Source organism: Fontibacillus forbon, from assembly GCF_046559655.1.
In the GTDB taxonomy this organism is placed as follows: domain Bacteria; phylum Bacillota; class Bacilli; order Paenibacillales; family Paenibacillaceae; genus Fontibacillus.
Window position 1 is genome coordinate 879,410 of the sequence record NZ_JBKGFV010000001.1, and the last position, 26,023, is coordinate 905,432.

A 26,023-nucleotide genomic window follows, 5' to 3' on the forward strand; every position below is an offset into this window, starting at 1 on the left:
GCTGGGTTTCATGCTAGGTAAAAGCTTGTTGCTTCTGATCTTGATGCTGCCGCTGACAGCTTCCTGCGCTCCTTCCGCTAACATGCAAACAGGTGAAAAATCGACCGTCATCGATATGATCGTGAAAATGGACAGGGGAGATTACTGGAGCACGATCAAAATGGGCGCCGAGGTGGCGGCCAAGGAATACAATGTGAAGCTGAATTTTTTGGCTCCGGGCAACGAGAATGACTACAAGGAGCAAATTCAGCTGATGGAAGAGTCGATCGCCCGCCGGCCGAACGCGATCATTCTGGCCGCAAGCGATTATGAAGCGCTCGGGCAGGTCACCGACCGGACCTCCTATTACGATATTCCGGTTATCTCCATGGACTCCGAGGTAGCGTCAACGAAGGTGAAAACGTATGTCGGAACGAATAACTACGAGGCCGGCCAGAAAGCCGCCGAAAGATTGATCGAACTGACAGGGAAACAGGGCGACATCGGAATCGTTAATTTCGTAAAAGGAGCACGCAATGCCGACCAGCGGGAAGAGGGGTTTCTGGATTATGTGGCGCGGTTCCCCGGGATCAAAGTGGTGGATATTCAATATTGCGGGTCGGATGAAGAGCTGGCTTACCGCCTGACGCGGAATATGCTGGCCAATTATCCCGGTCTGGACGGGTTGGTCTCTTTGAGTGCGGAATCTTCGATCGGAGCGGGCAGGGCCGTAGAAGAAATGGACTACGGAGATAAGCTAATGATGATCGCCTTCGATAATCCGCCGGAAATGCTGGAGTTGCTTCAGGAGGAAACGGTTCAGGCCATGGTGGTGCAAAACCCGTTCAATAACGGTTATATGGCGGTGGCCGCCGCAGTCAAGGCTGCCCATGGAGAGAAGCTGGAAGACAAAATTCCTACCGGTACGAAGCTGATTGATTTGGACAACATGCTCTGGCCGGAAAACCAGAAATTGCTATTCCCTTTTGTTAAATAAATGGATGAAATGCGCACTCCCCTGTCAGCAGGGGAGTATTTTTATTTCTTCGGGGTAAATTATTGGATAGCCTTAAATTCCCATTCATTAGGAGGGAGAATATGAGCGATAAGGATATGCTTCATACGGGAATCGTTGATACGACCAGGGTATTAAAGGACTTATGGTGTGTTCGTACGCTGATGGTGAATACGGTATTCGCCGGCAGACCGGATCGGGGAGACTGGGTGTTGATCGATACCGGATTGGGTCCTTTCAAGAAGGCATTAATTCGGGAAGCCGAAACCATTTACGGCAGGCCGCCCAAAGCGATCATCTTAACGCACGGTCATTTCGATCATGTAGGGTGCGTGATCGAGTTATCGGATTACTGGAAGGTTCCGGTCTATGCCCATGTTGAGGAATTCCCCTATCTAACCGGACTCCGGGATTATCCGGAAGGTGATCCTTCCGTTGGAGGAGGTCTGCTTGCCGGTGTGGCACCGATCTATCCGAATCGGGCGATAGATTTGAAGGACAGGCTGGAACCTCTGCCCGAAGATGGTACAGTTCCAGGAGCAACGGGATGGAAATGGATCGCTACTCCGGGTCATAGTCCGGGGCATGTATCATTGTACCGCGAGCAGGACCGCACGCTGATTGCCGGCGATGCTTTTATCACGGTCAAGCAGGAATCGGCACTCGCCGTCATTAGGCAGGAGAAGGAGCTCCACGGACCTCCGATGTATTTTACGCCGGATTGGGAAACAGCCGAAGCGTCGCTGTGCAAGCTGGCCGCTTTGTCGCCGGAGACGGCGATTACCGGTCACGGGGTGCCGATGTCCGGCGAAGAACTACGTTCTGGGCTCCGCCGGCTATGCGAGAATTTCGAAGAGCTTGCTGTACCCGAACAAGGAAAGTATGTGAATAAAGAGCTTTGAAACGAGACCCGGGGACGCCCGGGCCTTTTTATTTGAAATGATCAAAATAACATCCTCAGAATTTTAATAGAACATCTCAGGATTTTAGATTCGCAAACCGGCGATTTCAAGGCATAATGAAAACGTATCCATGAGGCAAACAAAGATAACGAAAATCATTCAGGAGGTCAAAAGAATGAAAAAAGTCGGTACGGCATTATTAGCAGCAACATTGCTCGGGGCGACGCTAGCTGGCTGTTCCAGCGGCGGAAACAAGGAAAGCGGCGGGAGCGGAGAGCCGAAAGTCGGCGTAGCGATTTACAAGTTCGATGATACGTTTATGACCGGCGTACGGAACTCCATCGAGAAGAACTCGAGCGGAATCGCTAAAGTCGACATCGTCGACAGCCAGAATTCGCAGCCGACCCAGAACGATAAAATCGATTTGTTTTTGACGAAGAAAACGAATGCCTTGGTCATTAATCCGGTTGACCGTACGGCGGCCGGAGTCATTATCGATAAAGCCAAGGCAAAAGATACGCCGGTAGTGTTCCTGAATCGCGAACCGCTTCCGGAAGATATGAAGAAGTGGGACAAAGTGTACTATGTCGGAGCCAAAGCGGAAGAATCGGGAACGTTATCGGGCCAAATTATCGTCGATTACTGGAAAGCGACTCCCGAGGCCGATAAAAACGGCGACGGCGTGCTCCAATACGTCATGCTGAAAGGCGAACCGGGTCACCAGGATGCCGAGCTTCGCACGCAATATTCCATTCAGGCCGTGGAAGACGCGGGCATCAAGGTGGAAAAAGTCGCCGAAGATACCGCTATGTGGGACCGGGTAAAAGGACAGGAGAAAATGGCCGCCTTCCTGGCAGCGAACGGCGACAAAATCGAAGCTGTCTTCGCCAACAATGACGATATGGCGCTGGGTGCCATTGAAGCCTTGAAAGCCGCCGGATATTTCTCGGGAGACAAATATATGCCGGTAGTCGGCGTTGACGCTACCGCGCCAGCTCTTCAAGCGCTGGAGCAAGGCACGATGCTCGGCACGGTGCTTAACGATGCCGAGAACCAAGGTAAAGCAGCCGTAACGCTGGCTTCCCTGCTCGCTAAAGGCAGCGAAATCAATAAGGACAGCGTCGGGTTTGAAATTACGGACAATCAATATGTGTGGATTCCTTACCAAAAAGTAACGAAAGAAAACGCAGCCGATTTCAAATAAGCCGCTGCGCACGCAGCAGGACTTCTCATAAACAAGTCAAGCATGGGAGGTTCGGAACCCGAGGGTACGAACCTCCCGCTGTTTTGAGGGGAAAGTTTAAGGATAGAGCCTGGAGAAAGACTTGCTGTGCCTCTGTCGGTAAAGAACAAGTTAGGGGGCGAAAGAATGACTGACCAGAAATATGCGCTGGAGATGAAAGAGATCTCCAAGGAATTTCCCGGCGTGAAAGCGTTGGATGGAGTAACGCTGCAAGTCAGACCCGGAACCGTGCACGCGCTAATGGGCGAAAATGGAGCGGGGAAGTCAACGTTAATGAAATGCCTGTTCGGGATATATAAACCGGACGGCGGCGAAATCTTTTTGCATGGACAAAAAGCCGAAATCAACAACTCCAGCGATGCGCTTGGACTGGGTGTTTCGATGATTCACCAGGAGCTGCACCCGGTGCCGTTTCGCAATGTCATGGAAAATATATGGCTCGGCCGATTTCCGCTCATGGGATGGGGTCCGTTCAAGCTTGTGGATCACAAGAAGATGTACCGGGATACGGAGGAGCTGTTTAAACAATTAGATATCGATTTAAGTCCGGATACGCTGGTGGGCAAATTGTCCGTATCCAAAATTCAATCGATCGAAATCGCCAAGGCGGTATCTTTTCATTCACAGATCATCGTCATGGACGAACCTACCTCCTCGCTGACCAGCGTGGAAGTGGAGCACTTATTCCGCATCATTAACGATTTGAAGAAACGCGGCGTAGCCATCATTTATATTTCGCACAAAATGGAGGAAATTTTACGTATTTCCGATGATGTAACGATCATGCGGGACGGGAAAAAAATCGGAACCTGGCCGGCCGCCGAGATGACGACGGATCTGATTATTTCCAAGATGGTCGGCCGCGATTTGACGCAGCGTTTCCCGGACCGTCACAACGTGCCGACCGGCGTCATTATGAAGGTGGATAACTTGACTTCATCCCAACCGAAGTCGTTTAAAAATATCTCTTTTGAGCTGCGTAAAGGAGAAATTCTCGGGATTGGCGGACTGGTCGGCGCCCAGCGGACCGAACTGGTTGAAGCTTTATTCGGTTTGCGGGATATCCAGACGGGAAGTATCTCGATCCATGGGAAAGAGGTCCGAATCAAAAGCCCGGGCGATGCCAAACGGCACGGGTTGGCGCTGCTGACGGAGGAGCGGCGTACGACAGGGATTTTTCCGGTATTGTCCGTACACGAAAATGCCGCCATTGCGAACATGGACCGTTATGTAAAGCCTTACTTGCTGATTGACGACCGCAGAAAAAAGGAAGAAGCCAACAATATGGTAGGAAAGCTGCGGACCAAAACGCCTTCCCCGAAAACGCTGATTATGAATCTATCGGGCGGGAATCAACAGAAGGTGCTGCTCGCGCGTTGGCTGCTTACCGAACCTGAGATATTGCTGCTTGACGAGCCGACCCGGGGGATCGACGTTGGCGCAAAATACGAAATTTACTCCATTATTGCGGATTTGGCGCAACAGGGAAAAAGCATTATCATGATTTCTTCCGAGATGCCGGAACTGCTCGGCATGTCCGACCGCGTGATGGTCATGTCCGAAGGCCGACTGACAGGAATATTGGACGGAGACCAGGCTTCGGAAGAGGAAGTTATGCGGCTGGCTGCCCAGCATTAAGGGGAAGAGAAGGAGGAGAAATTCATGGAAACAAGAAAAATACAAAATTTCGTTACGCAAAATGCAATCTATATCGTACTCGCCGTGCTAGTTATCGGCATCGCCGTTTACGATCCGAACTTTATAGGTATCAACACGCTTCGCGATATACTCATTCAATCCTCGACGCGGGTCATTATCGCGCTTGGTGTAGCGTTCATTCTCATCACCGGCGGTACCGATTTGTCGGCCGGCCGGATGGTTGGCTTGACCGCAGTCATCTCGGCATCCATGCTTCAGGTAGAGAATTATCCGCGGCGCTTCTTTCCGGATCTCCCGCATCTGCCGCTTCTGGTTCCCATCATTATAGCTATTATCGTTGGCTTACTTTTCGGCTTGATCAACGGAATCATCGTTTCGAAATTTAAAGTTCCCCCATTCATCGCTACTCTCGGAACGATGGTTGCGATCTACGGGATCAACTCCCTGTATTTCGACACGGAGCCCAACCAATCGCAGCCGATCGGCGGTTTGCGCGAAGATTTCACGAATCTGGGCTCGGGAAGCATCGGCAGCGGGCAGTACTCGATTCCATTTATCGTCCTGATTGCGATCGCGGTTTGCTTCATCGTTTGGGTCATGTTCAATAAAACCCGGCTCGGAAAAAACATGTACGCTATCGGCGGCAATGAACAAGCCGCCAAAGTTTCGGGTATCAACGTTACAAAATATCTGATTCTGATCTATTCCATCGCAGGAGCGCTGTACGGCTTGGCGGGCGTGCTTGAAGCCGCAAGAACCGGCGGGGCTACCAACAACTACGGTAACATGTACGAGCTTGATGCGATCGCGGCCTGCGTAGTCGGCGGCGTATCGACGACCGGCGGAATCGGAACGGTTCCGGGCGTCATGGCAGGCGTACTCATTTTTACGGTTATAAACTATGGGTTAACCTTCGTAGGGGTAGGCCCCTATTGGCAGCAAATCATCAAAGGCGCGATCATTGTTGCCGCGGTTGCTTTCGATATGCGCAAATACGCAGCCAAAAAGTAAATACCGGTTTCACACTCCCAAGGCCGTCCTGAAGCAATGATTTGCTCAGGGCGGCTTTTAATTTGATAATTTTCATCCAATTTTCCATTTTTCCAACTTTTTCTCATGCGTAGGGGCAGTTATCATGTTAAAATGTGACAAGGAGCACAAAATTTGTTGAATTGATGGACTAAGGAGAGAAACTACAATGAATAAGATGGTTAACTTCAAAAAAATAACTTCAGGCTTGGTACTCTCCGTCATGGCTGGATCATTGTTGTTTGTTCCGCTAGGGCCGGGAACGGCACAGGCGGCAACATCGAAACAGGTAGTTGCAGTATATGCCAAAATTCAGACAGAACGGGCGGCAGAGGTTGTTGCACTGGTTAACAAAGAGCGGAAGGCTGCCGGACTTAAACCGTTGACCGTACACACGAACTTATCAAAAATGGCTAAAACCAAAGCGATTGACATGTTTAAAAACAAGTATTTCAATCATACATCACCTACTTACGGTTCCCCCTTCGATATGATGGATTCCTTCAACATTACTTACCGCTATGCCGGCGAGAATATCGCCATGGGTCAAACCACCGCCAAAGAGGTCGTACAGGACTGGATGAACAGCCCCGGCCATAAAGCGAATATTCTGAACGCCAACTATAATCTGATCGGTGTCGGCTATTATAACGGATATTGGGTACAAGAATTTATCGGCACGCAAAAATAAAGGGCTGGCTAACGCCGGTTCTTTTATTATACGGAGGGAGTGGGAATGACGGACTTGAACAAAACTTTAAGAACTTGTCTAAAGGGACACCAATACTATAAAAGCAGCGGTTGCCCGACCTGCCCGATCTGCGAGAAAGAAATTAAACCGGACAGCGGGTTTTTGTCGCTTCTGTCGGCACCGGCAAGAAGAGCGTTGGAACACCATGGAATACTTTCTTTGCAAGAGCTTTCGAAATACAGCGAAAAAGAGATTTTGCAATTTCACGGCATGGGTCCGGCCTCGTTGCCTAAACTGAGGACTGCTCTGCAGAATCAAGGATTATCATTTAAAGCATAGACACTCTTTTAAGACTCGAAAAATTTTTTTTGACGACGATGAAACCTTGATACCTGCGATACGTAAACATCTATCAAGAAGTTTAAAATTTTTGGGGAGGAAAACCACAATGTCGATTTTCAAGAGATTACGCGATTTAACGATGTCCAATATTAACGCAATGATTGATAAGGCCGAGGATCCGATCAAGATGACGGATCAATATATTCGCGATATGCAAGAGGACCTGGAGGATGCCGAGAAAGCGGTAGCCGCTCAGATTGCGATCGAGAAGAAATTCAAGGCGCTTTTTGAAGAGCAGGAGGCATTGGTTGCTAAGCGTACGCAACAGGCGCACACTGCGGCACAAGCCCAGAACGTAGATCTGGCCCGCCGCGCGCTGGAAGAGAAGAAAGCCGCCGAAGACAAGATGAATGAATACAAAGCAAACTATGAGCAGAACAAAGCCTCCGCTGACAATCTGCGCGGCAAGCTGGAAGAGATGCGCAAACAGTTGACCGAAATGAAAAATAAAAGGGAAACATTAGTTGCTCGCTATAACGCGGCAAAAGCCCAAACCGAAATCAACAAGGCGATGACCGGCTTCAGTTCGGATTCGGCTGCCAGCGGTCTGAAGCGCATGGAAGAAAAAATGATGCAGATGGAAGCGCAAGCTGAAGCGAGCAATGAATTGAATTCCAAAGGCGCCGATCTGGACGACGAATTTGAAAAACTCGGAAAAGATCAGGCTGTCGAGGATGAATTGGCCGCTCTGATGAAGCAATACGAAGATAAGAAATAAGGACGCTCCCGAATTGAACGAAAAGCGAGGCATATGATCTCATGGGTGTTTGGAAAAGAATCGGCAATCTGTTCGCGAAACCGGAGCCGCCGCAAGTGGAGAAAAGTATGCTGACACTCGCTCCGGGGGATATGTGCGAAGTGTCGTTAGTCACTTATGAAGTGACGGGACGCGTCCACAACCGGGGTAGAAATGCGGTCGTGCTGACGCTTCAGGACGGAGCCAAAATCAGTTACCTGCTGATCGAGGAACGCGAGACCCTACACTATCAGCTTTATCGCCCGATCGACGGGCGATTGGACACGCCGGATGAGGTTCCTTCGGAGATGGAACTGGACGGCAGAACCTATTTCCTGGATGAAGAGTATATCGGGGCGGTAACGGTTACCGGCCGTACTCCTTTTATGCAGGGGGGAGAGCAGTATGTATGGCAATTCCAGTCCGATGATTTTGCCCTGCTGCGCATTGAATGGCAAAACGGTCGCTTTATGCTATATGAAGGCGAGAAGGTCATCCCGGGTGATGTAAAGGTGATTCGAGCAAGTTAATGGAATGAGAAATACCAAATAAGCAGTGCCTTCGGGCATTGCTTTATTTGCGTTCCTTAGTGCAGCAAGTCATATTTGAAGATAGTCAAGTGAGAATACTGTAAATCTTATTAACCGGAATTTTCAGAGATCCCGAACAGTTCCAAGACGTCTTTCTTTGTTCTTGGCTTGAAATCAAGCTGTTCGAGGGGAATATTATAGCTCATTCCATGCCGAATGGCTTCATCCCAGTCTTCCGGAAGCAAGGAAGTTTCGAATAAAGCATTTTCGTATACAATGAACATCCATTCGTTTGAGAAAAAGTGGGCATACCAGCAATCCTCTTGTGCATCAATCATATGATTCTGCAGCTTTTGGAGCAATGGGGAGAGTTCTTCGCCGGAAGAAACGGAAACCAGCAGCAACGTCCATCCTCCGATCTGTTTTTCACCGAGAATCGTCAATTCGCTTAAAATGGTTTGATCCTTTAGAGATTGTTCAATCACTATGCCTAAATAACTCAAAATAAACACCCTTTCCCGAACATGCGTTCCTATATTGATTATAAAATATATCCGTAAAATGAGCAACAATATTCATTCCCTTGCCCATCCGGGGGGGCGGACGACCTTCAATTTGCTTCTCCGGGCAAGAAGTTTTATGTTTATTACATAAACTGGAGAGATTAAAAGGGACTATTTACAAAGAGGAGTGCTGCTGATGTTTACTGCGTCCCGAATTTGGCGAACGGTCGGCCTCGTCTCGGCCGCAGCAACGCTGATGTTACTGTTTGGTTTTTTGTATGCGATTCGTGATGTCATTTACCCGGGAACCGCAAGCAGGCAATCTTACGTTATGGAAGATCATGCCTATGCGGTACCTGCGCAATCCTCCCCGCTGGATGTTACGGTGATCGGCGATTCTCTTGCCAAAGGAACAGGGGACGATATGGGGAGCGGATTTGCGAAGAGAACGGTTGAGCTTTTAGCTAAGCAGGGGGCGAAGAGCAAACTTATCAACAATTTAGGTATCAACGGACTCACAACGAAGGAACTGCTGCCGATGCTCGATCAAAACGGGATTCAATATTCGCTTGGACAGGCGGGAATCATCCTGCTTTCCATTGGGGCCAACGATTTGTTCGATGGGGAAGAGCCGCTGGAAACGAGGACGGAACTCCCGACGCAAGCCGAACTGGATGCCCATGTAAAGAGCGCTTCAGATAATTTCAAAAAAATCTTGGACAAACTTCACAATATCAACCCTCAGGCTCAACTCGTTTATGTCGGATTGTATAATCCGTTTTCAGATATGAAAGAACTGAAGGTGACCGGTGATCAGGCAGTAGCGCTTTGGAACGGCATTGCTGCGGAGGCGATGGCTTCCATCGAGGGAGGGCTGATCGTTCCGACGTTTGATTTGTTTACACTGCAAGCCGGACAGTACCTTTCCGGGGATCATTTTCATCCGAACGGAGCGGGATATCAGGCTATCGCGGAGCGGATCGTGCAGGGCATCGACGTTAAAGAGTGAACATAAGGAGTGTACGTTAGTGGCAGAGGATTTTGGAACTGGGCGTAACCCAAAACAAACGGTGCTGACCGTAGAGCATTTGAAGAAGCGCATCGGGAAAAAATGGATCGTACAAGATGTTTCTTTTGAAATCAAGGAAGGCGAGATTTTCGGTTTTTTAGGCCCGAACGGAGCCGGGAAAACAACAACGATCCGAATGTTGGTCGATTTGATTCGCCCTACGGAAGGTAGCGTCAAGGTATGCGGATTCGAGGTGAGCCGGGAACCTGAACGAGCGCTGGCTTATGTCGGATCGATTGTTGAAAATCCTGAGGTTTATACCTATTTGACCGGATGGGAAAACCTCGAGCAATTTGCCAGGATGATGAACGGGGTCGATACAGCGCGGATTGCCGAGGTGGCGGAGATGGTAGGATTGGACGAGCGGATTCACGATAAAGTGAAAACTTATTCGCTGGGGATGCGTCAGCGTTTGGGCATTGCCCAGGCGCTGCTTGGCAGGCCCAAGCTAATGATACTGGATGAGCCCACTAACGGTTTGGATCCCAAAGGGATCAAGGAACTTCGCCAGTTTATCCGCAGTCTTGCCGAGGAGGGGATGGCTGTATTCGTATCAAGCCATTTACTTAGCGAGATCCAACTTCTATGTGACCGAGTGGCGATCATCAGCCGGGGCCGTGTGCTTGCCACAGGCACGGTAAGCGAACTGATTAAGGAGAGCTCGAACTATGTGGTTTGGGAACTGGATCCCCGACCGCAGGGTGAAGCTTTGTTGAAGGCGGCCGGCGCGAGTGTAGTCGAGAAGGCGGGCGATGTACTGGATGACGCGATTATGGCCGGGACTTCGTCTAAAGCGTTAGTGACGCAGATGCAGCCCGAAGATATTCCGAAGCTGCTCTCAACCCTCGTTGATGCAGGGGTTAAAGTCGGCTCCGTACACAAGATTAATCCCACACTCGAGCAATTGTTCCTGGAGATGACGGATGGTGAGACCATTGAATAGTGCTAATCGGATGTTTTCGTTAATTCAAAACGAAACGATCAAGATGATCAAGAAGAAGCGGTTTTATGTAGTTTTGCTTGTGCTGCTGGTGCTTGTCCCGATTTTTGCGTATGCCCAGATGAAACAGGCAGAAGATAAACGCGAAACTTACGGATCGGACTGGCGCAGAGAAGTACAACAGGCCATAACGGATAATCAAAACTCGCTTGGCAGCGATCGGGTTCCCGAGGAATGGAAGAAATATCGGCAGATTTATATCCAGCAGATGAAATATTATCTGGAGCATGACGTGAATCCGGCTCAGCCCGGCGGCGTTTCGTTTACCCGGGAGTTTCTGGACAATGCGTCAACCTTGTTCATTCCATTGCTGATTATGTGCATCGGTTCCGACATCGTTTCTTCGGAACGAACGGCGGGAACAGTGAAAATGCTGCTGACCAGGCCGATCCGGCGCTGGAAAGTGCTGCTCAGCAAGCTGATCACTCTATTGATGTTCGTTTCGCTTATCGTACTGTCCTCGTTCGTTATCTGCTATCTGGTTTCGGGGCTCTTTTTCGGGTACAAAGGATTTACCTTTCCGGTGTTTACCGGGTTTCGGCTGCATGGCGCGGAAGTGGAGATGTCAGCGGTCCATGCGGTGCCCCAGTGGAAGTATCTGTTTATGCAGGCGGGCCTGATCTGGTTTGTGGGTATAACCGTTGCGGTGCTGTCCTTTATGGTCTCCGTCCTGGTACGAAGCACGGCCGCGAGCATCGTGATTATGATGGCATCGCTGATCGCGGGCAGTATTTTAAGCAATATGGCTTCCTCATGGACCAGCGCCAAGTACTTGTTTATGGTGAACCTGGGATTAACCAATTATTTGGCGGGAACTCCAGCTCCGATCGAAGGGATGAATCTCGGATTTTCGCTTGCGGTTCTGGCGGTTTGGGCAGCCGTCTCGCTGTTTGTTTCATTCCTTGTCTTTACGAAACAGGATATATTGAATTAAAATGGACAAGGATAACAAAACATCTGTTTGCATTGTAGTACATATAGTGCGTGTTCAAACGTATTGAACAACATTTAAGTGAACTACCTAATGAAGCTAAAAGGGGGAGCATGAATGGCCGAACAAATCGATTTGTTCGAAGACGCCTCAGGGGGCAAGCCTGGCCGTGCGGCTTCGGGATACGACGCGGACGACATTCAGGTGCTCGAAGGGCTTGTCGCGGTACGTAAACGACCAGGTATGTATATCGGCAGTACGAGCTCGTCGGGACTTCATCATCTTGTATGGGAGATTGTGGATAATGCCGTCGATGAGCATTTGGCGAAATTTTGTAATAAAATCGATATTACGCTGAATAAAGACGGTTCTGTTACCGTATACGATAATGGCCGCGGCATTCCGACAGGGATGCATAAGACAGGCATTCCTACACCGCAAGTGGTTTATACAATTTTGCATGCAGGCGGTAAATTCGGCGGTTCGGGATATAAAAAATCCGGCGGTCTGCACGGCGTTGGCGCATCGGTAACGAATGCGCTGTCCGAGTGGCTGGAAGTCGAAATCTACCGTGAAGGCAAAATCCATCGCATGCGGTTCGAGTATTGGATGGACAAGCAAGGAATCGAACATGTCGGTGAGCCGGTGACGGGTCTGGAAGTTCTGGGGAACACAAACCGGACGGGAACCAAAGTCACGTTTAAGCCGGATATCCGGGTGTTCGTTAATGGAATCGGATTAAATTACGATACGCTCGCGGAACGTTTACAGGAGATCGCTTTTCTGAATTCGGGCCTGAAGGTGACCTTGAAGGATGAGCGGTCGGACCGTTCCGACGAGTTTTTTTACGAGGGCGGCGCCAGCCAGTTTGTTCAGTTTTTGAACGACGGGAAAGATGTGCTGCATGATGTGGTTCATTTTTACGCCGAGCGGGATGAAATTGAAGTGGAAGTTGCCTTGCAATACAATGCGGGATATACGGAAACGTTGGCTTCCTTCGTCAACTCCATACCTACGCGCGGGGGTGGAACTCATGAAACGGGCTTTAAGACAGCCTACACACGGGTGATGAACGACTATGCGCGCAAAACCGCGATGCTTAAGGAAAAGGACAAAAACCTGGAAGGAAACGATCTTCGCGAGGGCATGATGTCGGTCATCAGCGTCAAAATGTCCGAAGTGGAGTTCGTCGGCCAAACCAAGGATCAACTCGGGAGCGCCTCTGCTCGAAGCGCGGTGGACGCCGTTGTGGCGGAGAAAATGGCTTTGTTCCTGGAGGAAAATCCGCAAGTGGCCCAGACGCTGATTAAAAAGGCGATCCAGGCTTCGCGCGCCAGAGAGGCGGCGCGCAAGGCGCGGGACGAGATGCGTTCCGGCAAAAAGCGGAGCGAGAGCTCTAACCTTGGCGGCAAGCTGACTCCGGCGCAGTCGAAAGACTTTACGCGTAACGAGCTGTTTATCGTCGAAGGCGATTCCGCGGGCGGCTCGGCCAAGCAGGGCCGGGACTCCAAGATTCAGGCGATATTGCCGCTGAAAGGCAAGCCGATGAATCCGGAGAAGGCCAAACTGGCCGATATTTTGAAAAATGATGAATATCGGGCGATCATTTCTGCGATCGGTGCGGGCATCGGACCGGAATTTGCCGTGGAAGACAGCAATTATTCCAAGATCATTATCATGACCGATGCCGATACGGACGGAGCGCATATCCAGGTGCTGCTGCTGACATTCTTTTACCGTTATATGAAGCCGTTGATCGACGCGGGGAAGGTGTACATCGCCCAGCCGCCTTTATACAAAATTACCCGCCGGTCCGGAAAACTGGAGACGGTGCGGTATGCCTGGAGCGATGAACAGCTTCAAAATTACCTCAAGGAATTCGGCAAAAACTTCGAGCTTCAGCGTTACAAAGGACTCGGGGAAATGAACCCCGAGCAGCTGTGGGAAACAACGATGAATCCGGAAACCCGCACGATGCTCCAGGTTCAGATCGAAGATGCCGCCAAGGCGGAACGCCGCGTCTCCACGCTGATGGGCGACAAGGTCGACCCGCGGAAGCGCTGGATAGTAGAAAATGTGGATTTCACGGAGTATGAGGAATAGAAGGTGACTTGATTTGAGTTCATTGGAGAATTTTTTGCCAGCCTTTCTCGAAGAAGTCGTAGGCGACCGTTTCGGCCGGTATTCCAAATATATTATTCAGGATCGGGCCATTCCTGACGTAAGAGACGGTTTAAAGCCGGTTCAACGGCGCATTTTGTATGCCATGTACGATTCGGGAAATACGCCGGACAAGCCTTACCGTAAATCGGCCAAGACGGTCGGTGACGTTATGGGGAATTATCATCCCCACGGCGACTCCTCGATTTACGAAGGCATGGTTCGGATGGCGCAACCTTGGAAGATGGGGCATGTTCTCGTGGACGGCCACGGTAACTGGGGTTCCCAGGATGATGACCCGGCCGCTGCGATGCGGTATACGGAGGCGCGTCTTTCGCCGATCGCGTTGGAACTGCTTCGAGATATCGAGAAACGTACGGTTCCGTTTAAAGACAACTTCGATAACACGGCGATGGAGCCGGTCGTTCTGCCGGCACGATTTCCGAACTTGCTCGTTAACGGGGTGAGCGGGATCTCCGCCGGTTTTGCGACGGAAATTCCGCCGCATAATTTACGTGAGATTATTGATGCCTGCATCGCGGTTATGGAGAAGCCGGAGCTTTCTTTGGAAGAAATCCGTGCTTACGTGAAGGGACCGGATTTTCCGACCGGCGGCATCATTATGGGCGAGGAAGGAATCCGCGACGCCTACGAGACCGGAAAAGGCCGGATTTATCTCCGGTCCAAAACGGAGATCGAAAATATGCGCGGCGGCAAACAACAGATCGTCGTTACGGAGATCCCTTATCAGGTCGTCAAATCCCGGCTTGTTACGGCCATGGAAAATATCCGGCTGGAGAAAAAGGTCGACGGGATTGCTGAAGTGCGCGACGAAAGCGGACGTAACGGTTTGCGAATTGTTGTCGAGTTGAAAAAGGATGCGGACGCCCAAGGCATTCTTGCCTACCTGTTAAAGAAAACCGATTTGCAGGTAACCTACAACTTCAATATGGTGGCGATCGTCAACAAGGCGCCGCGCCAGCTTGGCCTGAAAGCGATGCTGGACGCTTATATCGCCCATCAGCGCGAAGTGGTCACCTTCCGGACCCAATACGAGCTGGAGAAATTGGAAGACCGGGCCCATGTATTGGAAGGCCTGGTTAAAGCGTTGAATATTCTGGATGAGGTTATCGCCGCGATCAAGGCGTCGAAAAACCGCCAGGACGCTCAGAATAATCTGCAGTGGATGTTCGGATTTACCGAACGTCAAGCGGATTCCATCCTGACCTTGCAATTGTACCGATTGACCAACCTGGAGATTACGTCCCTGCAGAAAGAGCTGGACGACATCCAGAAGAAAATCGCCACGCTGCGAGGCATTCTGGAAAGCGACAAGAAATTGATAGCTCTGATCAAAAAAGAGCTGATCGAAATCCGCGACAAATACGGCATCGATCGGCGTTCGGAGATCCAGGGCGAAGTCGAGGAACTGAAGGTGAACCTGGAAGTGTTGGTTGCCCAGGAGGATGTCCTCGTCACGCTCTCCCACGAAGGGTATATCAAGCGGACCAGCATGCTATCCTTTACGCGTTCCGGCGGAGAGCGGGAAGGATCGGGAGTGAAGGAAGGCGATTATGTCAAGCATGTGCTTGACGTGGATACGCTGCAAAATATTCTGATCTTTACCCAACGAGGCCAATACTTCCTGTTGCCGGTTCATCAGATCCCGGAATTTAAGTGGAAGGATAACGGGACCGCTATCGTCAACGTCATTCCGATGGCCAAGGAAGACAGGATCGTAAGTGCGATCCCGCTGAAGAGCTTTGACGAACAAGATGTGAGTCTTGTGTTTGTCACTAAACGCGGCCAGATCAAGCGTACCGAATTGAAAGAGTACGAGACGAAACGGTCGGGCGCAATCGCTGCTTGTAAAGTGGCGGACGGAGATGAAATCATCAGCGTTACCGTCAGCCGAAACAGCCAGGAAATTCTGCTGGTGACGAAGCAGGGAATGGCTATCCGGTTTGCGGAAAACGAAGTCAATGCCATGGGCCGCGTGTCGGCGGGCGTTCGCGGCATCACATTGAAAGAGGATGACGATGTCGTAAGCTCCATGTGGGTCGAGGGCGATGAAGGCGAAGTGCTCGTCGTGTCGGATTTGGGTTACGGCAAGCGGACATTGCTGCTGGATTATCCGGTGCAAAGCCGCGGCGGCAAAGGCGTTCAGTCCTTTGAATTCAAGGAAGGCAAACGGGTTAAACCGAACGGCAGCCGTTTGGCTGGCGGATTCCACTGCAAAGAACCGCTCTCGTTATTGGCGGTGACAAAGGAAGGCGGAACTTATCCATTCAGTTCGGAGGATGCTCCGCTTGCCGACCGGAAATCGATCGGCAAACAGCTCGCCCCGGTGGATAAGAAAGATGAAATCATCGATTTGATGATTCGAAGTTGAAACATTTAAAAGCTTCACGGAACTAACGATTCCGTGGAGCTTTTCTTATTTGGCGAATATACGTTCCTGTTAGGACTTTAGTAGGTAGGGGAGTTTGTCAATATTAGGTATGATATGGATAGAAGCCTTATAAGATAATTTTGGTAGTGCTGTAAACTTAGCGATAGTGGAGGGGAACGACATTTGATGGAAATTACGGAAACTTGGATCGATTCACAGGCACCCAACAGCGCAGCGATCAAGAACGGCCAGGATTTGAACAAAAAAGGAAAATACATAGAACTGCACCGGTCTGAAGACGGGCAGGTACTTTTTGGACTTTGTGCGGGAAGCGGGAAAACGCCTTATGCTCCATCCGCGGATTTCGCGATTCCGGAAAAACCGGTCATGCGTTGCAGCTGCCCAAGCCGGCAGTTCCCGTGCAAGCATGTGTTGGGTCTCCTGTACGCTTATGCGGAAGGAAGGCTTTTTACCCCGGCGGAGGTGCCGGAAGATCTGGCAGCCAAACGGGAGAAAACCGGGAAACGGGAAGAGAAGAAAGCGAAGGAAGCCGTCGCGGGAGTCGAAGCCAAGCCGAAGAAAGTCAATAAATCAGCGCTTAAAAAGAAGATCTCGGCTCAGCTCGAGGGATTGGATTTGCTCGAAAAGTTGACGCATTCGTTGATACGGCGAGGCTTAGGTACGCTTGATGCCAAAGAGCTGAAAGTAATTCAAGATCATGTAAAACAAATGAAAAGCCACTATTTGAACGGAGCGCAAATTCAGCTTGGCAAGCTGTTTCTCATCCTGTCGCAAAAGGATAATACGGAGCAGTCTTATTCCATGGCGTCGGAGCAGCTTGCGGTCATTCACGCCTTCATCAAAAAAGGCAGGGCCCATTTAACCGCAAAATTGGAAGACCCCGAGCTTGGGCTGGATCATGAGTCCTCGATCGAAGAATGGCTGGGACACGCATGGCAGTTGACCGAACTGAAAGAGGCGGGGTTGGTCGAACCGGCGAAGGAGCTGATTCAGTTGGCCTTTACCAGCTATGATGATGCAGCACGGCAGGAGTATGTCGACTGCGGTTACTGGATTCAGCCGGACAGTGGGGAAATCCACTATACCGTTCAATATCGCCCCTATAAAGCCGCGAAATTAATGCGGGAGGAAGACAGCTTTTTCGAGGTTGCTGTCGTGCCTGAATTATACCGGTATCCCGGAGACCTGAACCGGCGGGTCCGTTTCGAGTCCATGACCTCGAGAGCGGTGAAGAAGAACGATCTGTCTCTGGTTCGCCAGCATGCCGCGGCGTCGTTTACCGAGACCGTAAAGCGGGTGAAAAACCAGTTGAAAAATCCGCTGGCCGATCCCAATCCGGTGGTACTTTTGTCCGTTGAGAAAGTCGTCACCGATGCGGAGGGCCGGCTGTTTGCCGCCGATAAGCAGGGAGAAACGCTGGAGCTTCGCGATGTGCTGCAAGACGGAACCGTACATTTATTGAAGTTTTTGCCGGAGGACGCGCTGCGAGAGATCGTGATGCTTGCCATGTTTCATCAGGATTCCCGCAACGGAGTATTGGCTGCCCAGCCCCTGACGATGTTGACCCGGGAAGACCTGGTCCGGTTGCTCTACTAACAAGCGGAATTGGAGGGACATAGATCATGAGTCAAACCTTATTAATGGAGCTGAATGATGAAATCCGCCGTCTTTATATCGCGGGGAGCGATCTGGCGGCCGGGGATTTCAGATTAAAGAAACTGCTTCCCTCTTTTCAACAGCTGGGGGAGCGGGCACCCGTGTTTAAAAAGCTTGCCGAAGGCATGGAGTCCTTAATCGTCGAAGACAGCGGGGCAGACTCGGCCCGTCGGCTGCAAGACATCAATCTTCTTCTCCAGTCGGTGCTCCGTACTCAGGGGAAAGTATCCTCCGAAGGAGAGACGAACCTGCTGGAGAGTAAGCCCGTTTCGTTAAAAACGACCTCATCCTACCGCAAATTGTCAGCGGTGCGGCATGCCCTTACGACCCGGGGTGGCGGGCGGCATGAAATCGTCGTCGATGCCTATCGGGAGGGATTGTTCCAGGACCTTCGCTTGCTTCCTCTAGCCATAGACGCGCTGAACGATCCTTATGTGGAAATCGCAGATTTTGCGATGAATGAGGTCTTACCGTCTTACGGAGCCGAAATCGTGCCGCATTTGCTTGAAAGCTTTCAACCCGGTGGGGGAAGACTCGACGCGCGCAGGCTGACCGTTATCTCAAAAAACGGCGGCGACAAGGTGCTTCCCATGATTTGTGAAGCGGCCGTTTCGGGATCCGATGAAGTACGCACGACGGCCATTCGCCTGTTAGCGGGGCATGACGAATATGAGCAGACCCTGCTGGACTTCAGTCGCGACAAGAAGAAGAGCATCCGCGAAGCGGCCTATCAGGCCCTGGCGGACAGCGATTGGGCGAGCGCGGCCGAGCGCCTATACGAGGCATCCAAAGGAAAAGACGGCGAACTCGTAAATTCGGCGCTTAACCGCAGCCAGTCGGAGTTGCTGGTCAATTGGCTGGCCCGCGATTATGCGGATTTGCTTCAATCGATCGAAAAGGAGATCTCCATAAAAGAGCTCGATAAAGAGGTGTCGCTGCAAAGCAGGCGTTATCTTTGGGCGTTGCACCACAAAAGAGGCGCTGAACTGGAGCGTCTGTATTTGAGGGTTTTGCGGAATTATTCTTTTTACGCCCACACGTTAGGTTGGACCTATTTGGCGAACGAAGCGTTGCGGTACATAAGCGAAATGGATTCCGAGGAAGGCCGGGGGCTTATCCGGGCTGCGGTGGACATTGAAATGGAAAAGACTGCCGGGAGCCAAGCTTTCGTGCGTGAAACGTTTGTCATGGCGCAGCCGATACTGTCCCCGGATTCCCTTTACGAGGAATATGCCGGAATCCTCAAAGACAGGCTGAACGCTTCCGCCTTGAGCAAGAAAGCCACGGCCTGCAAACAGCTTCTCGATACGATGGAAGGTCTGGTCATTCGGCGGAACTATCAGGAAGCCAGACCGGTTTGGAGTGATGAAAAGAAAAACTATGTGTTCGTGGTGGATATGTCTCCGCAGGAAGAAATCGTTGCTACTTGGGACTCCCGCTGGCTTGATCATTTCATCGCGCTTGACCATCTGGGCTTGACCAGCGCTTTTGCCCGGCCGGGACATGAAGGAGTCGCATCCTACCTGCTTAACAAGCTGGGCAATTCCCCGGAATTCCGCAACCGTTTTGCGAATCTGGCCGTCATGGGATTGGTTCGCGCGGGGATTCCGGAAAGAGATCTCCATGAAGCGCTCATTTCCGCGTTGGAGGACGAGCGGAATACGGAGTGCCATGAAATCGAGCCGTTTCTGTTTCACCAGCTATCCCGCCTGCCGGCATCCTATGCGGGCAGGATTCGGGCGGCGCTGCCGAAATTCGCTGCCGATGCCGTAGTGCAGCTAGGCTATATATTAAAAACGATGGAATAGTAAATCATCCATTCATTCCCAAAGGAGAGAGGCCTTATGAGTAGTACGGAACCGGTGATGCAGGATATTATGCGCAAGCCTGCGGAAGTGTTATATCAGGAAGAGCTGGAGGCCTTGATCCGCGAGGATCAGGGTAATGTTCCGATAGGGTGGCAAATGTCCCCGCTGTCGGTGCTTAAGTTTATCGTCGGCGGGAAAGCGGGAAGCCGGAGCATCACGCCGAAATATATCGGAAACCCCCGCCTCGTGGAGATGGCGATTGCGACGCTGGTGACCGACCGGGCGCTGTTGTTGATCGGAGAGCCGGGAACGGCCAAATCCTGGCTGTCGGAAAATCTGTCCGCGGCCATTTACGGCAACTCCGGTCTGGTAGTGCAAGGGACGGCGGGAACGACGGAAGAACAAGTCCGCTATTCCTGGAATTACGCCATGCTGCTTGCTCAGGGTCCGACGCCGGAGGCCTTGGTGAAGAGTCCGATCATGCGGGCGATGGAAGGTGGCGGAATCGCCAGATTCGAGGAGATCTCCCGCTGTGCTTCCGAAGTGCAGGATGCTCTGATCTCGATCTTATCGGAGAAGACGATTTCTATTCCGGAGCTCGGCAAGGAACTGAACGCCCGCAAAGGGTTCAGCATTATCGCCACAGCCAATACCCGTGACCGGGGCGTCAATGAAATGTCCACGGCATTGAAGCGCCGCTTTAATATGATCGTTCTGCCCGCACCGGCGGATCTGGAAACCGAAGTGGAGATCGTGAAGAAACGGGTCGACGAAATTGCGGCTTCCTATGATTTGCAAGCGGCGGCTCCTTCCGACGAGGCGCTGCAAAAGGTCGTAACGATCTTTAGGGAGCTGCGCAGCGGTATGACGTTGGACAAAAAGGACAAAGTGAAAACCCCGGCCGGCGTCATTTCCACCGCGGAAGCGATCTCGCTGCTCACCAACAGCATGGCGCTGGCTGCGAGCTTTGGCGGTGGGGAAATGACGGACGAGGATTTGGCTGCCGGTCTGCAGGGAGCCATCGTCAAGGATGATGACAAGGACCGTCTCGTTTGGAAGGAATACCTGGATAATGTGATGAAGAAACGCGGAGCAAGCTGGCGCGGGCTTTACAACGCCTGCAAGGAGATGAATCAATGAAGACGGAGACGGCTAGCGGCGCTGGGGTGCATATTTTTGGCGTCCGGCATCTGTCGCCTGCCGGCGCTTATCATGTGGCCGAGTTTCTGGACGTGATTCGCCCTACGGCCGTCCTGATCGAGGGCCCTTCGGACGCTACTTCCGAAATCGCGCATCTGACGAATGCTTCAACCCGGCCTCCCGTCGCTCTATTGGCTTTCACCGAGGAGGTGCCGGTTCGGACCGTGCTTTGGCCGTTCGCCGTATATTCCCCCGAATATCAGGCGATGCTCTGGGCACATAAACACGGTGCTTATTGCGCGTTTATCGATTTGCCTTCGTCTTCCGCGGTTTGTCTGCAGGATATCCGCGGCACCGCCCGCGACAAAGAGCTGAACGGACCCGAGAATGAGACTTCCGCTTCCGGACAATCGATGGAGGAACCGCATGCACCTGTCGAGACCTCGGATCAGGAAATATCCTCTTCCCTGTACGACAGGATCGCGTCAATCGCGGGCGAGTACGATTATGACGCCTATTGGGAACGGAACTTCGAACATAATCTGAATCCGGATGCGTACCGTCAGGCCATTCTGGCCTATTCCGGCCAGATGCGGGAGCTGACGGAAGAGAAGGAAATGCAAAGCGACCGGCTGGAATATGCCTACAATACGGTACGTGAAGCTTATATGTGCCGGAAAATCGCAGAGGTAGTCGCGGCCGGGCATAGACCGGAACAGATTGCGGTCATATGCGGGGCGTATCATGCATCGGCCCTGCAAGATCTCGGCCATGCCATGAGCGATGAGGCCTTGTCGCAGCTTCCTTCCCGCAATACGAAGCTGACGCTGATGCCGTATTCTTATCTGCGGCTGTCGTCGCTTACCGGATATGGGGCGGGCAATGTTGCGCCTTACTATTATGAAATGATGTGGGAACAGATGGGGCAGGGGACACTGGGAGAGTTACCACATCGATATCTTGCTTCCGTTGCTGCGGATCTGAGAAGAACGGGCACACATCGCTCAACGGCGGAAGTGATCGAGGCGGTCAGACTCGCCAAAGCGCTGTCGGCTTTACATGAAGGCAGCGCCCCAACGCTGATGGATCTAAGGGATTCAGCAAAAACGCTCCTGGGGCGCGGAGAGCTGTCCGTGGTCGCCGAATCGCTCGCGCGTACCGAGGTGGGAACGGCGATCGGCAATTTGGCCGAAGGCGTCAGCCAAACGCCGATTCAGGATGACGTGACCCGTCAACTTAAAATTTTGAAGTTGGAGAAGTATAAAACCGCCGTTGCTCAGAATTTGGCTCTGGATTTGCGTGAAAACCGGAGAGTCGCTTCGGAGGAGGCCGCCTTCCTCGATTTGAACCGCTCGTTCTGGTTCCATCGTTTGAAGCTGCTAGGGATCCATTTTGTCAAAGAACAGAGAAGGACCTCGGAACAGGCAATTTGGTCGGAGCATTGGATCATCCAGTGGTCTCCGGAAGTGGAGATTGAAGTGGTGGAGTCCAATCTCCTCGGCGAGACGGTAGAGACCGCTGCGGGCTACGTGCTGCAACAGCGCCTGGAGGAATGTGCCGCGATCAAGGAAGCCTCCGAGTTGATCTCGGTCGCCTACGAATGCGGGATGATTCATCAAATGGAGGCGGCAAGATCAGCTTTGCAAAGGCTTGCGATCCAAAGCCAGAATGTTGCCGAAATCGCTGCCGCAGCAAGAAAGATGTCGCTGCTGATTACTTTTGGCGGCATTCGCCGAATCGATACGACTCCGCTCACTCCGCTCCTAGAACAGCTGTTTTTGCGCGCTTGCCTGTTTCTGCAGGAGGCATGCCAATGCAACGATGAGGCGGCGCAGGCGATGGCGGAGGCCATGAATGAGCTGAACCATATCGCTTCGGAACATAGCGATGAGGTCGACGAGGCGCTTTGGGTTCGGGAACTGGCCGTTTTGTCGGACAGGGATGATGCCCACCCCAGGTTATCCGGTCTGGCCTGCGCGATCTTGCTGGAGCGTGGAGAACTGTCGGCGGAACAATGTTCCGCCGAAGTATCTCGCCGGCTCTCGCCGGGCATTCCGGCCGACTTGGGCTCCGGCTGGTTCGAGGGCTTGGCGATGCGTAACCGCTATGCCCTTCTGTCGCGGATGAGTCTATGGGACCAGCTTAACGAGTATATTTGCTCGCTGGAGGATGACGAGTTTGTGCGTTCCCTGGTCTTTTTGCGCCGGGCCTTCAGCGTTTTCAGCCAGCGGGAAAAAACGATGGTAGCCGAGCTGCTCGGAGAATTGTGGGGCGTGGAACCGGAGCAGGCTGCGGAAATGATTGCGGAGGACCTTAAGGAGGAAGAAGCCCGGATGTTGGATGAACTTAATGATTTTGATTTTGAGGATTTTTAGAGAATGGCCGGAGCGGTAAATCGTGAGGCACTGTCCCGTTGGCGGCTCATTCTGGGCGCGGCTGCCGAAGGGGACCTTGGCCGTTATGCCGGTCAAGTGCAGGTAGCACTTACGGAAGATGAACTGATTATGGACCGGGCGCTTGCCGCCATTTACGATCAAACGGACAACGTTGGCGACGGAACCCCCGGGAGCGGCTCAGGGATCCGAGGCGCGGGACAAGGGAAATCTGCCCCGCGGCTTGCGCAGTGGCTGGGGGATGTGCGGACTTTTTTTCCGGAAGATGTGGTCTCCGTCATTCAACACGATGCGATGGAGCGTAAAGGCTGGAAGCAGCTTTTGTTCGAGCCGGAGGTGCTGGCCAGCGTAAAACCGGATATCCATCTCGTCGGAACGCTACTGTCGCTAAAGGGAAAAATACCGGAGAAGACAAAGGATACCGCACGTATGCTTGTGCAGGCCGTGGTGGATGAATTGGTCAAGCGCATGAGTCAAGAGATCCAACGAGCCGTTACCGGCGCATTAAACCGCAGGCAACATACACCGCTCCCCTCGTTGAGCGGAATCGACTGGAAACGTACGATCCAACGGAATTTGAAGCACTATGATGCCGATCGCAAAGCGATCATTCCCGAACGTTTCTATTATTTTGACCGCGCGAAACGAAGCAAGGAGTGGACGGTCATCGTCGATATCGATCAGAGCGGTTCCATGGCGGAATCGGTCATTTGGGCGTCGGTGGTCGGTTCCATTTTTGCAAGTATTCCCGCCCTGGATACCCGAGTGGTCGTCTTCGATACCGAAGTGGTCGATTTGACCGAGCAATGCGCTAATGATCCGGTAGATATGCTGTTCGGCATTCAGCTTGGCGGAGGGACGAATATCGATAAATCCGTCGCGTATTGCGAGCAGTTTATAGCGGAACCGAAGAAGACGCTGTTCATCCTCATCTCCGATCTGTACGAGGGAGGCAATCAATCCCGATTAATCCGGCGGATGCGGGAGATGAAGGAAGCCGGCGTCAAGACGCTGTGTCTGCTCGCCCTGTCGGATGAAGGCAAGCCGTTTTATGATGAACAGTTGGCCAGGGCTTTTGCCAGAGACGGAACGCCTTCGTTTGCCTGCACGCCTGCCATGCTGCCGGAATTGGTGGAAGGAGCGCTGCAAGGAAAGGACTTGCAGGAATTGGTGGAAAAATTGGAGGGCAGGAGGAAGGCAGAGGCCTGACATACAAGAGGGGGTACCGCGGCTGCGGTACCCCCTCTTGACGGTGTTCTTATTGTTCGGTCAACCGGGATAGGGCTACCTCTTGCTCTTGCTCAGGTTGATCGAGGGGATAAATCCGGGCGGTTTCGCTTCGCTCGTCCACATGCTGGATATAGATAGGTACACCGTTACAAGTGACGTTTACCATCGTAGGCGAAGCTACGATTTCTTTGGCGCGTTGGCTGTTCATTTTATTCCTCCTGGCTGATGGTGCTCGATGGGTTTCCGTAATACTTTTTCCTATCTTTCCGGGGAATATTCTTTACGAAGCGCCGCTTCGTAAATGCATACCGTTTCGCTATAATGGAGGAAGTGAAGGATTGGAGAGAGGTATACATGAAAAAGATCATCGTTATTGGAGCGGGCATTCTAGGCGCGTCCACAGCTTACCATTTGGCAAAAATGGGCGCCGATGTCACCGTAATTGACCGAAGAGACAACGGACAGGCTACAGATGCCGCCGCAGGGATCCTCTGCCCCTGGTTGTCCCAGCGCCGTAATCAGTCCTGGTATAGGTTGGCGAGAGAAGGGGCCCGCTTTTACGGCGACTTCATCGAGGAATTGAAACGCGAAGGTGAAACTGAAACGGGCTATGCCCGAGTCGGGGCTCTGCTGGTTCACACGGAAGCGGAGAAAATCGGGAAACTGGAAGAGCGGGCCCGACAGCGGATCAAGGACGCGCCGGAAATCGGGGAGATTACCCGCCTTTCGGAGCAGGAAACCTTGGCCTTATTCCCGCTGCTTGGAGCGGGCTATCAGTCCTTGCATATTAGCGGTGCAGCCCGGATTGACGGGCGAGCGCTAAGAGACGCTTTAATCCGTTCGGCGCAGCGGAAAGGTACGGTCGTTATCAACGGGGATGCCTCGTTAATATATGAGAACGATCTCGTAACCGGCGTTAGGGTCGGGGAGAAGAGCTATGCTTGCGACAGTGTTATCGTTTGCGCGGGCGCGTGGGCCGATGCATTGTTCCAACCGTTAGGCATCCGGTTTCTCGTCCGGTTTCAAAAGGCGCAAATCATGCATCTGCGTCTGGAGGGCGATCAGAATACGGGAATTTGGCCGGTTGTGATGCCTCCCACCGATCAATATTTACTGGCTTTTAACAAACAGAAGATCGTTATGGGAGCGACGCATGAAAATGAAGTGGAAGGTTACGATACGCGGATTACAACGGGCGGTATACAAGAAATCGTCAATAAAGGATTAATCGTAGCGCCTGGACTGGCAGACAGCACATTTCAAGAAATAAGAGTCGGTTTTCGACCGTTCACGCCAGGGTTCCTTCCGGTTATGGGCGACGTCCCCGGCTTCAAAGGCTTGTTTGCCGCAAACGGTTTGGGAGCATCCGGATTGACCACGGGTCCTTTCATTGGAAGCCAATTGGCCAAAATGGCTCTGGGGATGCCGCCGGATATCGATCTTGCAGACTATCAGCTACGCCATGCGCTGGAAGATAAACATTCAGGCTTACGTAGCTAAATAGCCCGGAGACGCGGGCTTGAGAGCCACCGGC

The 26,023-nt window shown here is 51.9% G+C and carries 21 protein-coding genes and 1 pseudogene; 20 read left to right on the forward strand and 2 right to left on the reverse strand.

Going from position 1 to position 26,023, the window contains the following annotated elements; all coding sequences use genetic code 11:
- Positions 1–10 precede the first annotated feature (10 nt).
- The 9 genes and pseudogenes from ACLB09_RS04070 (at position 11) to ACLB09_RS04110 (ending at position 8,186) form a co-directional block, all read left to right on the forward strand.
- On the forward strand, positions 11–976 hold the full coding sequence (locus tag ACLB09_RS04070; RefSeq protein ID WP_410768467.1) for a substrate-binding domain-containing protein: 966 nt from the start codon (positions 11–13) through the stop codon (positions 974–976).
- A gap of 101 nt (positions 977–1,077) precedes the next feature.
- Complete coding sequence (locus ACLB09_RS04075) at positions 1,078–1,896, forward strand: MBL fold metallo-hydrolase (protein WP_410768468.1); 819 nt, start codon at positions 1,078–1,080, stop codon at positions 1,894–1,896.
- A gap of 175 nt (positions 1,897–2,071) precedes the next feature.
- Positions 2,072–3,100: a galactose ABC transporter substrate-binding protein gene (locus ACLB09_RS04080; RefSeq protein ID WP_410768469.1), complete on the forward strand. Its 1,029-nt coding sequence runs from the start codon at positions 2,072–2,074 to the stop codon at positions 3,098–3,100.
- Positions 3,101–3,265: 165 nt separating this feature from the next.
- The gene (locus tag ACLB09_RS04085) at positions 3,266–4,777 is read left to right on the forward strand and encodes a sugar ABC transporter ATP-binding protein (protein ID WP_410768470.1); all 1,512 of its coding nucleotides are present in this window, start codon (positions 3,266–3,268) and stop codon (positions 4,775–4,777) included.
- 24 nt (positions 4,778–4,801) lie between these two features.
- Complete coding sequence (gene mglC / locus ACLB09_RS04090; protein ID WP_410768471.1) at positions 4,802–5,809, forward strand: galactose/methyl galactoside ABC transporter permease MglC; 1,008 nt, start codon at positions 4,802–4,804, stop codon at positions 5,807–5,809.
- A gap of 265 nt (positions 5,810–6,074) precedes the next feature.
- Positions 6,075–6,518: pseudogene (locus tag ACLB09_RS04095) on the forward strand (CAP domain-containing protein); the annotation flags it as partial.
- A gap of 45 nt (positions 6,519–6,563) precedes the next feature.
- Positions 6,564–6,857, forward strand: a complete 294-nt coding sequence (locus tag ACLB09_RS04100) for an RNA polymerase alpha subunit C-terminal domain-containing protein (RefSeq protein WP_410768472.1) — start codon at positions 6,564–6,566, stop codon at positions 6,855–6,857.
- Positions 6,858–6,966: 109 nt separating this feature from the next.
- Positions 6,967–7,638: a PspA/IM30 family protein gene (locus tag ACLB09_RS04105; protein ID WP_410768473.1), complete on the forward strand. Its 672-nt coding sequence runs from the start codon at positions 6,967–6,969 to the stop codon at positions 7,636–7,638.
- Positions 7,639–7,679: 41 nt separating this feature from the next.
- A complete protein-coding gene (locus tag ACLB09_RS04110) occupies positions 7,680–8,186 on the forward strand; it encodes a DUF4178 domain-containing protein (RefSeq protein WP_410768474.1) in 507 nt (168 codons plus the stop codon).
- Positions 8,187–8,296: 110 nt separating this feature from the next.
- Here ACLB09_RS04110 and ACLB09_RS04115 read toward each other — a convergent pair whose 3' ends face one another.
- The gene (locus tag ACLB09_RS04115) at positions 8,297–8,689 is read right to left on the reverse strand and encodes a hypothetical protein (RefSeq protein ID WP_410768475.1); all 393 of its coding nucleotides are present in this window, start codon (positions 8,687–8,689) and stop codon (positions 8,297–8,299) included.
- Between the two features lie 196 nt (positions 8,690–8,885).
- Between ACLB09_RS04115 and ACLB09_RS04120 the strand changes: the two genes are divergently transcribed.
- The 10 genes from ACLB09_RS04120 to ACLB09_RS04165 all read left to right on the forward strand — a co-directional run bounded on the left by ACLB09_RS04120 (position 8,886) and on the right by ACLB09_RS04165 (position 24,468).
- Positions 8,886–9,698, forward strand: coding sequence for a GDSL-type esterase/lipase family protein (locus ACLB09_RS04120; RefSeq protein ID WP_410768476.1), 813 nt, complete (start codon positions 8,886–8,888; stop codon positions 9,696–9,698).
- Positions 9,699–9,717: 19 nt separating this feature from the next.
- Positions 9,718–10,701, forward strand: a complete 984-nt coding sequence (locus ACLB09_RS04125) for an ABC transporter ATP-binding protein (protein WP_410768477.1) — start codon at positions 9,718–9,720, stop codon at positions 10,699–10,701.
- Positions 10,682–11,692, forward strand: a complete 1,011-nt coding sequence (locus ACLB09_RS04130) for an ABC transporter permease (RefSeq protein WP_410768478.1) — start codon at positions 10,682–10,684, stop codon at positions 11,690–11,692. The genes ACLB09_RS04125 and ACLB09_RS04130 overlap by 20 nt, the downstream gene beginning before the upstream one ends.
- Before the next feature lie 114 nt (positions 11,693–11,806).
- The gene (gene parE / locus ACLB09_RS04135; RefSeq protein WP_410768479.1) at positions 11,807–13,792 is read left to right on the forward strand and encodes a DNA topoisomerase IV subunit B; all 1,986 of its coding nucleotides are present in this window, start codon (positions 11,807–11,809) and stop codon (positions 13,790–13,792) included.
- Between the two features lie 13 nt (positions 13,793–13,805).
- Positions 13,806–16,241, forward strand: coding sequence for a DNA gyrase subunit A (gene gyrA, locus ACLB09_RS04140; RefSeq protein ID WP_410768480.1), 2,436 nt, complete (start codon positions 13,806–13,808; stop codon positions 16,239–16,241).
- Between the two features lie 183 nt (positions 16,242–16,424).
- Positions 16,425–17,858 (forward strand): SWIM zinc finger family protein, encoded by a 1,434-nt coding sequence (locus ACLB09_RS04145; RefSeq protein ID WP_410768481.1) that lies wholly within the window; start codon positions 16,425–16,427, stop codon positions 17,856–17,858.
- Between the two features lie 26 nt (positions 17,859–17,884).
- Positions 17,885–19,726 (forward strand): HEAT repeat domain-containing protein, encoded by a 1,842-nt coding sequence (locus ACLB09_RS04150; RefSeq protein ID WP_410768482.1) that lies wholly within the window; start codon positions 17,885–17,887, stop codon positions 19,724–19,726.
- 36 nt (positions 19,727–19,762) lie between these two features.
- Positions 19,763–20,866: an ATP-binding protein gene (locus ACLB09_RS04155; protein ID WP_410768483.1), complete on the forward strand. Its 1,104-nt coding sequence runs from the start codon at positions 19,763–19,765 to the stop codon at positions 20,864–20,866.
- Positions 20,863–23,241: a DUF5682 family protein gene (locus tag ACLB09_RS04160; RefSeq protein ID WP_410768484.1), complete on the forward strand. Its 2,379-nt coding sequence runs from the start codon at positions 20,863–20,865 to the stop codon at positions 23,239–23,241. The genes ACLB09_RS04155 and ACLB09_RS04160 overlap by 4 nt, the downstream gene beginning before the upstream one ends.
- A gap of 3 nt (positions 23,242–23,244) precedes the next feature.
- Positions 23,245–24,468 (forward strand): VWA domain-containing protein, encoded by a 1,224-nt coding sequence (locus ACLB09_RS04165; protein WP_410768485.1) that lies wholly within the window; start codon positions 23,245–23,247, stop codon positions 24,466–24,468.
- Between the two features lie 49 nt (positions 24,469–24,517).
- On the opposite strand, the gene ACLB09_RS04170 is transcribed toward ACLB09_RS04165, so the two are convergent.
- Positions 24,518–24,697 carry a small acid-soluble spore protein H gene (locus tag ACLB09_RS04170; RefSeq protein WP_410768486.1) on the reverse strand — a complete coding sequence of 60 codons (180 nt, stop codon included), beginning with the start codon at positions 24,695–24,697 and terminating at the stop codon, positions 24,518–24,520.
- A 113-nt stretch (positions 24,698–24,810) separates the two neighbouring features.
- On the opposite strand from ACLB09_RS04170, the gene ACLB09_RS04175 reads away from it, so the two are divergent.
- Entirely contained in the window at positions 24,811–25,989 is a 1,179-nt protein-coding gene (locus tag ACLB09_RS04175) for an NAD(P)/FAD-dependent oxidoreductase (protein WP_410768487.1), read from the forward strand.
- Positions 25,990–26,023: the final 34 nt, after the last annotated feature.

Excerpts from the sequence above, each read along its gene's own strand:
- ACLB09_RS04155 (WP_410768483.1), top strand. The coding sequence starts at position 19,763 with ATGAGTAGTACGGAACCGGTGATGCAGGATATTATGCGCAAGCCTGCG.
- ACLB09_RS04070 (WP_410768467.1), top strand. The coding sequence starts at position 11 with ATGCTAGGTAAAAGCTTGTTGCTTCTGATCTTGATGCTGCCGCTGACA.
- ACLB09_RS04080 (WP_410768469.1), top strand. The coding sequence starts at position 2,072 with ATGAAAAAAGTCGGTACGGCATTATTAGCAGCAACATTGCTCGGGGCG.
- ACLB09_RS04110 (WP_410768474.1), top strand. The coding sequence starts at position 7,680 with ATGGGTGTTTGGAAAAGAATCGGCAATCTGTTCGCGAAACCGGAGCCG.
- ACLB09_RS04085 (WP_410768470.1), top strand. The coding sequence starts at position 3,266 with ATGACTGACCAGAAATATGCGCTGGAGATGAAAGAGATCTCCAAGGAA.
- parE (WP_410768479.1), top strand. The coding sequence starts at position 11,807 with ATGGCCGAACAAATCGATTTGTTCGAAGACGCCTCAGGGGGCAAGCCT.
- mglC (WP_410768471.1), top strand. The coding sequence starts at position 4,802 with ATGGAAACAAGAAAAATACAAAATTTCGTTACGCAAAATGCAATCTAT.
- ACLB09_RS04170 (WP_410768486.1), bottom strand. The coding sequence starts at position 24,697 with ATGAACAGCCAACGCGCCAAAGAAATCGTAGCTTCGCCTACGATGGTA.
- ACLB09_RS04075 (WP_410768468.1), top strand. The coding sequence starts at position 1,078 with ATGAGCGATAAGGATATGCTTCATACGGGAATCGTTGATACGACCAGG.
- ACLB09_RS04130 (WP_410768478.1), top strand. The coding sequence starts at position 10,682 with ATGGTGAGACCATTGAATAGTGCTAATCGGATGTTTTCGTTAATTCAA.
- ACLB09_RS04175 (WP_410768487.1), top strand. The coding sequence starts at position 24,811 with ATGGAGGAAGTGAAGGATTGGAGAGAGGTATACATGAAAAAGATCATC.
- ACLB09_RS04165 (WP_410768485.1), top strand. The coding sequence starts at position 23,245 with ATGGCCGGAGCGGTAAATCGTGAGGCACTGTCCCGTTGGCGGCTCATT.
- ACLB09_RS04150 (WP_410768482.1), top strand. The coding sequence starts at position 17,885 with ATGAGTCAAACCTTATTAATGGAGCTGAATGATGAAATCCGCCGTCTT.
- ACLB09_RS04100 (WP_410768472.1), top strand. The coding sequence starts at position 6,564 with ATGACGGACTTGAACAAAACTTTAAGAACTTGTCTAAAGGGACACCAA.
- ACLB09_RS04160 (WP_410768484.1), top strand. The coding sequence starts at position 20,863 with ATGAAGACGGAGACGGCTAGCGGCGCTGGGGTGCATATTTTTGGCGTC.
- ACLB09_RS04105 (WP_410768473.1), top strand. The coding sequence starts at position 6,967 with ATGTCGATTTTCAAGAGATTACGCGATTTAACGATGTCCAATATTAAC.
- ACLB09_RS04120 (WP_410768476.1), top strand. The coding sequence starts at position 8,886 with ATGTTTACTGCGTCCCGAATTTGGCGAACGGTCGGCCTCGTCTCGGCC.